At 67.1% G+C, this 10,486-nt stretch carries 12 protein-coding genes; all 12 read right to left on the bottom strand.

The genetic code is table 11. The features are described from left to right. Window positions 1–11: 11 nt before the first annotated feature. The 12 genes from A6745_RS25965 to A6745_RS26020 all read right to left on the bottom strand — a co-directional run bounded on the left by A6745_RS25965 (window position 12) and on the right by A6745_RS26020 (window position 10,483). Window positions 12–587: a phage baseplate assembly protein V gene (locus A6745_RS25965; RefSeq protein ID WP_066133962.1), complete on the bottom strand. Its 576-nt coding sequence runs from the start codon at window positions 585–587 to the stop codon at window positions 12–14. Next, window positions 584–1,699, bottom strand: coding sequence for a phage baseplate assembly protein (locus A6745_RS25970; RefSeq protein WP_066133965.1), 1,116 nt, complete (start codon window positions 1,697–1,699; stop codon window positions 584–586). The genes A6745_RS25965 and A6745_RS25970 overlap by 4 nt, the downstream gene beginning before the upstream one ends. After that, window positions 1,699–2,961 (bottom strand): DNA circularization protein, encoded by a 1,263-nt coding sequence (locus tag A6745_RS25975; RefSeq protein WP_197488238.1) that lies wholly within the window; start codon window positions 2,959–2,961, stop codon window positions 1,699–1,701. Before A6745_RS25975 ends, A6745_RS25970 begins: the two co-directional genes overlap by 1 nt. A gap of 29 nt (window positions 2,962–2,990) precedes the next feature. Next, window positions 2,991–5,168 (bottom strand): phage tail tape measure protein, encoded by a 2,178-nt coding sequence (locus A6745_RS25980; RefSeq protein ID WP_066133971.1) that lies wholly within the window; start codon window positions 5,166–5,168, stop codon window positions 2,991–2,993. Window positions 5,169–5,307: 139 nt separating this feature from the next. Next, window positions 5,308–5,607 carry a phage tail assembly protein gene (locus tag A6745_RS25985; RefSeq protein WP_066133976.1) on the bottom strand — a complete coding sequence of 100 codons (300 nt, stop codon included), beginning with the start codon at window positions 5,605–5,607 and terminating at the stop codon, window positions 5,308–5,310. Window positions 5,608–5,639: 32 nt separating this feature from the next. After that, the gene (locus A6745_RS25990) at window positions 5,640–5,993 is read right to left on the bottom strand and encodes a phage tail tube protein (RefSeq protein WP_066133980.1); all 354 of its coding nucleotides are present in this window, start codon (window positions 5,991–5,993) and stop codon (window positions 5,640–5,642) included. Window positions 5,994–6,005: 12 nt separating this feature from the next. After that, window positions 6,006–7,478 (bottom strand): phage tail sheath subtilisin-like domain-containing protein, encoded by a 1,473-nt coding sequence (locus tag A6745_RS25995; protein WP_066133982.1) that lies wholly within the window; start codon window positions 7,476–7,478, stop codon window positions 6,006–6,008. 13 nt (window positions 7,479–7,491) lie between these two features. Next, window positions 7,492–7,707, bottom strand: a complete 216-nt coding sequence (locus A6745_RS26000; protein WP_066133985.1) for a DUF2635 domain-containing protein — start codon at window positions 7,705–7,707, stop codon at window positions 7,492–7,494. Between the two features lie 12 nt (window positions 7,708–7,719). After that, window positions 7,720–8,346 (bottom strand): phage protein Gp37, encoded by a 627-nt coding sequence (locus A6745_RS26005; protein WP_066133988.1) that lies wholly within the window; start codon window positions 8,344–8,346, stop codon window positions 7,720–7,722. Next, window positions 8,336–8,926, bottom strand: coding sequence for a phage virion morphogenesis protein (locus tag A6745_RS26010; protein WP_066133991.1), 591 nt, complete (start codon window positions 8,924–8,926; stop codon window positions 8,336–8,338). Before A6745_RS26010 ends, A6745_RS26005 begins: the two co-directional genes overlap by 11 nt. Continuing rightward, on the bottom strand, window positions 8,926–9,432 hold the full coding sequence (locus tag A6745_RS26015; RefSeq protein WP_066133994.1) for a gp436 family protein: 507 nt from the start codon (window positions 9,430–9,432) through the stop codon (window positions 8,926–8,928). Before A6745_RS26015 ends, A6745_RS26010 begins: the two co-directional genes overlap by 1 nt. Window positions 9,433–9,577: 145 nt before the next feature. Beyond that, window positions 9,578–10,483: a Mu-like prophage major head subunit gpT family protein gene (locus A6745_RS26020; protein ID WP_066133996.1), complete on the bottom strand. Its 906-nt coding sequence runs from the start codon at window positions 10,481–10,483 to the stop codon at window positions 9,578–9,580. Window positions 10,484–10,486: the final 3 nt, after the last annotated feature.

Here is a 10,486-nt window from a genome sequence, read left to right on the forward strand (position 1 = left end):
GGGTTTACCTGCTAGCGAACCGGCCCGCCGGAGACGGCGTCGCCGGCCTGGACGCCGTCGTGCTCATGGTTCATGCCGATATCGACGCCCTGGTGTTTGACGCTGTCGCCGGTGAAATTCACGGGGCCGGCGATGTTGTTGCCGACCCCTGTCTGGTTTTCGACGGAGATGCCGCCACGCACGCGCACGTCGGCGTCCAGGTCAATCAGCGGCGTGTCGGTCACCGTCACCGGCCAGCCGGCACCGCGAATGATGATGCCGCCGCGCGTCAGATGCACCACCTGCCCCAGGTCGTCGTACAGTGCGACTTCGCCTTCGGACAGCCCACGCAGGCGGTACCGTCGGTCGTCGACGCTGATCACGATCACGTGGTTGGTACTGCCCCCGACCGACAGCGCCACGCTCTCGGCGTCGTCGTACGGCACAGACGTCAGGCCATATTGCTGGAACCGCTCCACGCGGTCGCGCACGACGCCCGCCTGGATCCGGACCTGCATGGTCTGCAGCCCGCCTGCATCGTCGACCCCGCCGATCAGGGCGCGGGCGATGGCCAGGCGCAGACGGCCGACCGCGGCGGAGAAATTCATCGTGCGCGCCCCTTGCCAGATAGATCCCAGGGCGTGTCATCGTCACCCCGATGCTTGCGGCGCTTGCGCCGGCGGCGCGGCGAGGCGCCCTCGAGGTCGAACGCCTCCGGCCGGCAGACCGTGAGCGTCGTGCGCCGGCCGCGCTCGTCCAGGCTATACCGACATGCCGCGATCAGCATGTCCATGTCCAGGAACATCCTGGGACTGATAACCCGTACCAGGGTGTTCGGTCGCCACAACGCGCCAGTCTGCCCGTCCCGGCCAGTGCGCCAGCCCACGACAACGATCCGGGCGCGCTTGCCTCGACCCATGCGGGTGGAGACCTCCCACTGGGCACGCTCCTGGGATTCTGCCGTGCTCAGCCCCTGTTCGGAATGGATGATGAGCGGCCGATATCGGTCGATCTCCGGATCCTCGGCCGCGGCTTCGACGTGCGCGGCGATCTCGCCATACTGGTTGTCGGTGCCCGTCCGTTGTGCCTTGAGCAGAATCTTGGAGTGCCGCCGCGCCCAGGTGTGGCGCGCCTCGATCCGCTTGATATTCTCTCCCTCGACCAGGCGCGTCTCGATGAGCTCCTCGCTCGCCCGGGTCAGCACGAGGTGTCCCTCCGGCGAGCTGGTCACCAGCACTGCCTTGGCGCGCGCGGCACGGTCGATGGCATCGAACGCTTTCTCGCCATCGTCCAGCGCGAAGCTCTCGAATACATCATCCTCGGCCAGCATCAGTACGTCGATGCCGAACGGCTTGCAGATGTCCCGTACGATTTGCGAGAGCCGTGCGCCGTTCCACTGGCCGCCGCCATGGATCGCCGAGCTGTCCACCAGGTCGCCGGTCTTGTCGCGGCCGCTTACGGTCAACGCGCAGGATTGATCGTCCAAGTCGATGTTCAGGGTATCGATGTAGCCAGTGATGAGCAGGTCGCGCCCGACCCGCACTTCGCAGGGTAGCCCCTCGCGCAGACCGATCGGGGCATCCTGGCCAGGCCAGCGGTGTGTCAACGAGAGCTCGAATTCGCCAGCGAGCTGCTCGATCCCGCGCTCGACCGTGACGGACTTCCAGCCGCCATAGGCCCGCCCACCGACCACTAGCGTCAGCAGATTATCCTGGGCCATCAGCGCAGCACCTCCAGCTCGCGGGCCGGCACGAACAGGGGGTTGAGTACCCCGTTGCGCGTGACGATCTCGTCGGCCCGCGTAGCATCCTGGTACACGCGCTGCGCGATCAGCAGCGCGGGCAGCACCGCCTGGGTAGTGATGGTCGAGCGTTGCAGCAGCCGATCGGCTTGCTCCGACACGTCGCGCACGATGGCCACGCGCAGGGCGATCAGCGCGGCCGCCACTTCGGCCGGCGGATCGTAGGCCTCCAGCTCGTGGTCAATCTCGTCGAGCACTACGGCGGCCTGTTCCTGAGCGTCTTGCGACGTCACGATATCGCCGGCGCCAATCGCGTCAGACAGGATCCGCGCCTGCGCGGCCACAACCTGCGCACGGACGAACTCCTGCACCACGGCCAAGTTGACCTGGCGCTGCGCGGCCGTCGTCCCCCGGCGCTGCGCCGCCCCACCTTCGCCTCCTTCTCCGCCGGGCGGCACGCTGGACGCCACCCCGGGAGTCACCCATGGCGCAGGGTCGTTCGCGCCGAACTCCGCGCGCAGATCGGCCAGCGCGGATTTCGGCCGGCGCAGGGCTAGGTTCAATTGCTGATACAGCGACTGCATCTGCAGCGCCAGCGTTTCAGGGGTGCGGATAAGCGCCGACACGCGACTGGATATCGACGAGATTCCGCGCACGATGTCGCCTGCGGCCTCGACCAGACCGTTCAGACTGACCATGCGCTGCAGAGCGTCCAGGGCAGACGTGACGCGCCCGATCACGTCCGTCGCCAGGACGGCCGCGCCCGAAACGTCGAGCAGCGACGCCAGGCGATCGATGGACACCAAACCCAGGCCGTCGGCCGCGTCGTGAACCAGGCCCTGGGTACTCGAGGCCTCCTGGGGAAACGTGTTTTCGCCGGCCTCGGCGAACGTGATGGAGAACCGCGCGACGCCGCCCTCTGCGCTGGATTCCCGGATGCTCACCTGCCCGATGACGACGACATTGAGCATGCCGTAGCGCGGATGGATAAGCTCTCCGGGGCCATAGGCCTCCAGCGCCGCGATCAATGCGTCGCGCTGCTGCAGGTAATCTTCACCGAGCACATAGCCCGTGATCTGGAATTGCCGCGCACGACGGCCCAGGTCGTCGGCGAACGGCACGTCGCGCAGGGGATACTCGTGCAGCTCGTTGCGCCGGCCCACGCCGGTATCCGAGTCGGTAGTGCGGAATGGCACGCCGCGAAAGCTCGCACCCACACCAGCACCATCGGAATGGTTCACCCGCCGCAGTTCTTCACGCCACCCCATATTCAGTCCGTATCCACGTTGGTGCGGCCGACCGCGCCGGTCATGCTCGTGCCGTCATTGGGTTTGAGCTCGGTGTGCGCCTGCACGCCCGGCGCTGCCGTCACGTTGACCGTGATTTCGCCGCCGATGCGGGTATTGGCCAGCAGCTCCTGCAGACGATGCGTCATGTCGTCGCGCGAGGCCGCCATGGCATCGCGCTCGGCCTGCACACGGTTAATGGACTCGGGCGTGTCGCCCGCATCGCGCTTGGCGGCAATCAGCTGGTCGAACTCCGCCAGCCGCGCCTCGCGGTCGGCGATGCGCTGGCGCAGGCCGCCCTCGGTATTGGTCATCCGGTCGTAGGCATACGCGCCGAGCACAGGGGCGCCCACCAGCAGCCCGCCCGCGGCCAAGCCGGTGGCACCCAGCGCAGTGGCGCCTGCCGCGGTAACCTCAGCGGCCCCAACTGCGGCGCTGCCGGCAGCGCGGACGCCCTGCGCGCCGGCGCTCCAGCCTCCACGCAGCATCTTGCCGGCGCCAGCGCCGACACCCTTGCCGCCGAGTACCGCCCCGCCCAGGCCGATCACGCCCGCCGTCACGGCCAGGCCCTGCAGCGCGGTCGTCGCGCCGCTGATCGCGGCTGCCAGCTCGGGGTACTTTCCGGCCAGGTCGGTGAACGTATCCGCTACGGACGAGACCGCCGGCCCCAGCTTGATCATGGCGTCGTAGTTGGCGAACTCTGCCGCCTGCTTAGCCTGGTTGAGTCGAAAACTGGGCGAATCCTCGACCGTCCACATATTGCGACTTACCGCATCCGCCCCATACACGAGAGAATCCGTGGCCACCTTGCCGACGTTCTCTCGGTCGGCCAGAAACCCAACGAGGGCCTTCATGGCTTGTTGATCCGGAAACAGCTTCGAGATGACGCCGCCCTGGGCGATCTTCATGACCGATCCCAGTGCCTCTTGTCGATCGCTGCCAGTTTCCGCGCTACGGTACGCCTTGAGCGCCGCCTGATAGTTTTTATTCTTGGCCAGCTGTTCCTCGATGATGCTCGCCGTAACGTCCAACGCATCCTGACCTTGCATGCGGCCTTCGGCCAACCGTTTGTCGTAGTTGATGCCCAGCTTGGCAAAATTGGCCCGGGTGTCCTGCGCGCCCATCTTTCCCAGGAGGTTCTGGGTGTTCGTCGCGGCTTCGTCCGACGTCCCCGCGGTGAGCCGCGATGCCTGGTTCAGCGCTGCCAGCTTCGCGAAGCCCTCCAGGCCGGACAGGCCAACGTTCGACGCCGCCGCGAACTGGCCCGGCAATGCCTTCGCCATATCCCGGATCTCGAAAGCGCCACTTTGCCCGGCGTAGGTGGCGGCACCAAATGCCTTCGCCATGTCCTCGGGCTTGATGCCCATGCTCGCGTTCGCGGCAAATGCGATTTGCGCGAAGTCGTCGCCAGCTGCCTGGTTGGCAGTGGCGGCACGCACAGCCTCCCGAAAGATCGTCAGAGAATCGCGCGCCTCAAAGCGCCCAGAAGATAGCAGCGAATTCAGCGTGGCCGCCGCGTCCTCTCGAGTGCCGCCGCCGTACCGGATGGCCTGGCGGATAGCTTGGTCCATCTCCTGCCGTCCTGCAAAGCGCCGCGCCCGATCCTCGTCGGCCGACAACGAAGGATCGCCATAGGCCGTATTGGCCATGCCTGCGAGCTGCTCATCGTATGCGAAAGCCCGACCGACCTTCGGCGCCACGACCGCCGCGCCCGCGGCGAGCCCCGCCACGACCATACCGGCGCGCTGCATACCCGCCACGGCCCGCTGCCGCGTGCTGTAAACGCCCATCTCGGCATTGAGCCTGCCGATGGTTTCGCGCATCTGTTCGGCCGCGCGGCGCTGCTCGCGCCAGGTCAGCGTGCCGCTGGAGGTCAAGCGTTGGTAGGCGGCCTGGGTGCGCAGGATTTCCCGCTGAACACGCTGCTCGGAACGGATGCCCAGCGATTCCCGGGCCTGCGCCATGCGCGTGAACTCGCTGCGGGAGCGCGTGGACATGGTGACCAGGGACGTCTCGGTCGCTTTGGCCGCCTTGTTGATGGCGGAGAGATCCTTTGTGCCCACGCCGGCCAGGCTGTCCAAGGACTTCTTGGCTTCCTGGGCCGCCTTGGCCAGGCCGGCCGCATCGCCCGTGACTCGGACGCCGACGGTGAATTCGCTCATTGGCCCGGCTTCTTCTTGATTAGTTGCTCAACGTAGAACTCTGCCTCCGACTGCGGCAGCGCCAGAATCTCGGCCCGGCTCCAGCCGAGCCGGGCGGCCAAGATCATGATCTGCAGGAGCGCGCCCTCGCGGCCGCGCGTTAGGCTTCCCCCAGCTTTTCGGCCTCGTTCATCGCCTCGCGGATCACGGCCCACTGCTTGCCGTTCAGCGACTTGAACTGCGCCGGCGCGAACGGCCCGGTGTCATCGCCGGCGCGCACCAGCACCTGGCAGGCCAGGGCTACCTGGAACGCGGTCGGCTGCAGCGACGGGCTGGCCTCTTTCTCGGCCTCGAGCGAGTCGCCCAGCAGTGGCTCGCGGACCTCGATCTCGGTGACATCCTTGCCGCCCAGCTTCCATGGCTTGGGCAGTTTCTTGATGACGGTCAGGGGGGTAGCCATATTGGTCCTTGAAAGAAATTTGCAGACAGGCGTCAGCCTTCGATGCACTCGACGCCGTTGAACACGAGCGTCACTTCGCCGCCGGCCCCGAGCACGGGCGGCGACGCGCACCAGGCGCTGCGGATGGTGAATCCCACGCCCGTGTCGGTCTGGAATCGCAGCGTCTCGTCCGTGATCGCACCCAGCTCGGCCAGGCTGATATCCGCCGTGTGGCTGATGGTGCAGTTCACCACCGGCGCAGTGGTGGCTTCGGTGTAGCCGTCGACGCCGCTGTCGCTGGTGACCGCGGTACGCGAGACGCCGCCGATGTCCAGCGTGGCGCCCGGTTTGCTGCGCAGGCGGCGCCCGCCCACGCTGATGTATACCCGGCCGGTTACTTGGGGCATGGTCTGGCCTCCTTACAGAATGAACTGGATGCTGCCCGCGAAAATGCGGAACTGGTTGACGAGGTCAGGCGGGATGACGGCGTTGACGCGGTTGCGGTCGACCATGCTGCGCTGAACGACCAGCGCGGTCTTGAACTCTTCGAATCCCTCCAGCAGGCCTGCCTTTTCCAGCTTCTTGCCCGTGGCAACCAACGTGCCTTTGATCATCGACGGCGTTGCGATCGGCTGCGCGGGGTCGAAGTCGGTTCCGTCGTCGGCCAACTTGTGGCGCGGGTAGTCCGTGGCCACCGCCACGCGGAACGCATAGCGCATGTAGTCCGCGGTCCATACGGACTCGAGATCCAGGTACGAGACGTCCTCGATCCCCCAGGCGTTGGTCTGGTAGGTGGTGACCACGCGCTCGATGAGCACAGTGCCGTCCTGGGCCACGGTGAACGTGCTGCAGCCGTCGCGCAGCAGCAGGTCGCGCTCTTCGCGCCGGAACCGGTCTGCCGGCCGCGGAGCCAGCAGGCCCGGCAGGACGAGCGTCTGCAACGGCCGGGCCGGGTCGATGGCGCCGTTGAACTCGGCTACAGCGCCCAGCACCGCGCCCCACAGGTAGGGCGCCTGGGGCGCCCCCTTCACACCGATGAACGTGCTGTGCGCGTTGTTGCGCGCGGACCCATAGGTGGTGAGCGTTCCGTGCGTGCCGGCCACGCCGACGAACACGTGCCCGGTACGCATATCCATGCCGCCGAACCGGCTGCCCAGCTCCGCCTCGACCAGCGCCATGTTCGCCGCGTCGCTCCACGGCGAGATGATGGTGTAGAACGACTCGTCGGAGATCGCTGCCAGCGCGTCGGCCGCGTCCGGATTGCCGGCGCCCGTCACGCCATCGGCGATCGCCACCGTGATGCCGGCGGGCAGCACCTCGTCGTCGTAGAAGTTCGTCAAAACGGCGATGCCCTGCGTGAATGCGCCTTTGTGGCGTGCCGTCAGCGTCACCACGTCGTCAACCGCGGCGGCGGTGACCGGGCCGTTGGCATAGGCGCCGACGACGGCGGCGATCGCCGTGGCGACCGTCGAGGGGGTGTCGCCCGCGGCAACGCCGATCGACAGCTTCTGGCCGTTGATGTACAGCGCGATCGTGCCAGCCGCCGTAGCCGGGCCGCTGACCGTGATGACCTTGGTCGCGGCCACGCCAGCGGCCAGGTCCTCGAGCCCCAGTGCCCAGACGTCGCTGGTCTTGTTCGCTGCCCGCACCAGGCGCAGCATCTCGTGCAGAACGCTGCCCCTGCCGAACAGGGCAGCGCCTTCATCGCCGCTGTTGATGCGGTACAGCGTCTCGGCCGAGGCCGTGCCGGTGGCGAGCATGTTGCCCATCACCAGGATTCGACGGTCCAGCGACGGCAGGCCGCGCAACGCCTTGCTGTTGTCGATCTCGAGAAACTGGCCCGGCGTGCGGATGTCGGTCGGGATCGTGTTGAAAATGATGTTGTCCGGCATGGCGGCTCGCTCCTTACGAGGTGATGGCCTTGCCGGTCTTGGCCGAGGCGGCCTTGCCGGCAGCGGTTTCGGTGACGGCCACGACGTCGCCATCGAGCCGGCGGCGACGCCAGTACGTGGTCAGCATGACAGGCTCGCCGCTGGGGTTGAGATAGCCGCCCTGGGGCTTGCGGACCCGCAGCGGCACGCCGTCGACGACGGCGGGTTTCAGAATGACGGGATCGGCCATGGTGGCTCCTGTTCAGGGTTCGTTGGCGCCGGCGCCCGCGAGCGGAATGTCCGCCTGCAGGTCCGGCTGGTCGTCGCTGTAATCGGGCGGTTCGGCAAGCCATTTCCCGTACTCGCCGCTGACCGCGTGCGGGGCGATGTCCATGTCGAGGTGGACGTGGCGCAGGTCGCCAAGGCTGTCGAGTTCCTCAGGATCGTCCGGCAGCGCCATGGGCGAGCTTTCAACGGAGACGCCCAACACCGTCAATCCGGCAGCCTCGAATACATCGGCAGGCTCCAGATACTCGGCCCGGCGTACCGTCCAGCTGGCCTCGCCAATGCGCCGCCCGTGCAGCGCCCGGAGCACCAGGGTCAGCAGCTGGTCGGCACCGGTCGTCACACCGTCTCCGAGCCGCGCTTGGGCGTTGCCGGCCACGTTTCGCACGACAATTCCCACCGTGAACGACAGCACACCCATGTCGTCCGCGATGCGATAGGCGCCCTCGGTCACATACAGCGCAGGCGCGTCGACCAGATAGCGCTGCAGCATCCGCTGATCGTCCGGCACGGCCGGCAGGCTGCCCACAGTGCGCGTGGTCTTCTGAATGCCGGGGCGCGCCTTCAGGGCTGCGATGATCGCCAGTTCGTGTCTACCGAGCACCACCGCCTCCTGCTGCCGCCTGGATGACCTGCACCGAGAGACGGCCCATGGCCCAGAGATCCTCGCGGTTCACGCCCAGGAACGGGCGCGCGGGCATGCGGATCTTGTAAGCCTGAACCTCGTGCCAGCTTTCTCGGGCGCGCGTGTGCCTGTCACGGGCGAACACCGCCAGTTTTTTCGCGCCAGCCTGGCGCAGCAAGCTTCCACGGGCGTCCGTACGCAGCCGCACCCGCACCGAATGCGGAGCACGCTCGATGACGCCGCCCAACTGGTGAATGGGGGCATAAACGACATTGCTGCCCCAAGCCGCGAAATCGCCGCCGTAGACGCTGGTGATGCTCCGCAGCAGGCGGCGCGACAGGATCAGCGTCTTGCCGCCCGTCTTCGCGGCGCGGCGGCTGGGCTTCCATGCCGCGCCATCCGGGCCGGCCTGCCGCTCGAAGCGCAGCCGCGTGGAATTCTCGCCATAGTTGGCGAACGCCTGGAACATCGGTCGGGGAGAACGGCCCAGCGCGCCCAGGCGCGTCAGCGCGGCATCCAGCGCGCGCTGGCCGTCGTGCCGGATCGTGGCCTGGACCATCAGAGAAATCCTCCGGATTTCCTGCGGTCCCACACTCTGCCTGACGTGAACAGCAGCGCCTCAGCGCCGCCGGCCGGCGCGGCGCCCGAGTCGGCGTCCACGCCCAGCTGCAGCACGCCCGCGGCCACGTCGCGCAGGAACTTGATGTTGGCCTCGTAGCGCATCTTGACCGGGTCGGTGAGCTGGTCGTCGTACAGATAGAACCGGGCCAGCTCGCAGGCGATGCGCGTGAGCACCTGGGGCACGGGCGCGAGCGGCAGTTTGTACCGGCCGGTGAGGTAGCCGTCGATGGTGTTGCGCGCGTCGTCCAGCGCGCGGCCGATCTTTTCCATGGCCCGCGCGATCGCGGCGCGCTCGGCGTCCGTGAATCCGCTCAGGTCACCGTCGGCCGCGGCCGTACGCAGCATCTCGTCGGTGACGAGACGCGGCATCTGGCGATCGGCGCGCTGCGCGATCTCATCGGGATCGAAGCGCACGAGCAGCTCGGTGGGGGTTGCGTAGGTCATGGAAAAGGTCGCAGGTGCCGGGGCTATACCAACCACTTCCCGTTATCCAGCCCCGGCATGAGGTTGGCGGTGTAGCGCCTGGCAGGCTCCCCCCAACCGCCAGGCGCAGCGGATAGGGATCACGGCCTCGCGGGGAGGATTCGATTTACAGCCAGTTGCTGATCATCAGCTTCAGGCGGTCCTTCAAGCCGTTGCTGATGGTGGTGGTGCCATCGCTGATCAGATCGCTCGTCAGCAGCGTGGTCGCCTTGCGCTGCAGGTTGCCCGGCACGACCAGCAGCGTCGCCTTCAGGTTCAGCTTGCGCCCGTGGTCACCGGTGCGCGACTCGAGCGTTTCGATGGCGTTCCAGAGGTTGTCGGCGTTCAGCTCCTTGGTGCTGGACTGGGCCAGCTGCCAGAAGCCGAAACCGGCATTGCCGCGCCGGTCCGTGCCGTACTTGAATTCCGCGCGATCGAACACGTTGTCGTCGGTCTCGTTGTCCTTGGCCACGAACACGGGTTTCTTGCGGTTCTGGAAAATCAGCGGCTTGAGTGCACGCGTGGTATCGAGCACGTACCAGGTACCGTTGCCGCCGGGGCCGTCGTCGATGTTCGATTGCGTGGCCTTCTTGCCCTTTTCGTCCAGTACGGGGTGGCTGGCGCTGAAGAACGGTTGCTTGTCGTAGCACAGGGCGGTGCGGCCGGCCGCCAGCAGACCGAACACCAGTTGATCCGGGTGCGCGGCGACGCTGCGGCCCATCTCGGTGAACATGGGGCTGTAGATGCCGTACTGGTCATCATCGATCGCGGTGCGGGGCACACCGATGGTCAGCTCGAACGGCTTGTTCTTGATCGTGTAGTCGTGTTCCTGCAGTCCATGGACCACGCGATCGCCGATCCACTCGCGCATGTTGGGGAGCTGGCCCAGCCAGCCATATTCCTCGCTGCCCGTGGTGCTGGGCACCTCGGTGGCGATCTGCAGGTACTGGCTTTCGGCCTGGTCCAGGCCGGCCTGGAATGCCGCATTGAACGCCACGCGCAGCGTCGTCAGGTTGGCACGGTTGATGATCATGTC

The organism is Bordetella ansorpii (genome assembly GCF_900078705.1).
Classification (GTDB): Bacteria; Pseudomonadota; Gammaproteobacteria; order Burkholderiales; family Burkholderiaceae_B; genus Bordetella; species Bordetella ansorpii_A.

Bases quoted from the DNA above. Each gene is read 5' to 3' on its own strand.
- A6745_RS25965 (WP_066133962.1), bottom strand. From the start codon at position 587: ATGAATTTCTCCGCCGCGGTCGGCCGTCTGCGCCTGGCCATCGCCCGC.
- A6745_RS25970 (WP_066133965.1), bottom strand. From the start codon at position 1,699: ATGGCCCAGGATAATCTGCTGACGCTAGTGGTCGGTGGGCGGGCCTAT.
- A6745_RS25980 (WP_066133971.1), bottom strand. From the start codon at position 5,168: ATGAGCGAATTCACCGTCGGCGTCCGAGTCACGGGCGATGCGGCCGGC.
- A6745_RS25985 (WP_066133976.1), bottom strand. From the start codon at position 5,607: ATGGCTACCCCCCTGACCGTCATCAAGAAACTGCCCAAGCCATGGAAG.
- A6745_RS25990 (WP_066133980.1), bottom strand. From the start codon at position 5,993: ATGCCCCAAGTAACCGGCCGGGTATACATCAGCGTGGGCGGGCGCCGC.
- A6745_RS25995 (WP_066133982.1), bottom strand. From the start codon at position 7,478: ATGCCGGACAACATCATTTTCAACACGATCCCGACCGACATCCGCACG.
- A6745_RS26000 (WP_066133985.1), bottom strand. From the start codon at position 7,707: ATGGCCGATCCCGTCATTCTGAAACCCGCCGTCGTCGACGGCGTGCCG.
- A6745_RS26010 (WP_066133991.1), bottom strand. From the start codon at position 8,926: ATGGTCCAGGCCACGATCCGGCACGACGGCCAGCGCGCGCTGGATGCC.
- A6745_RS26015 (WP_066133994.1), bottom strand. From the start codon at position 9,432: ATGACCTACGCAACCCCCACCGAGCTGCTCGTGCGCTTCGATCCCGAT.
- A6745_RS26020 (WP_066133996.1), bottom strand. From the start codon at position 10,483: ATGATCATCAACCGTGCCAACCTGACGACGCTGCGCGTGGCGTTCAAT.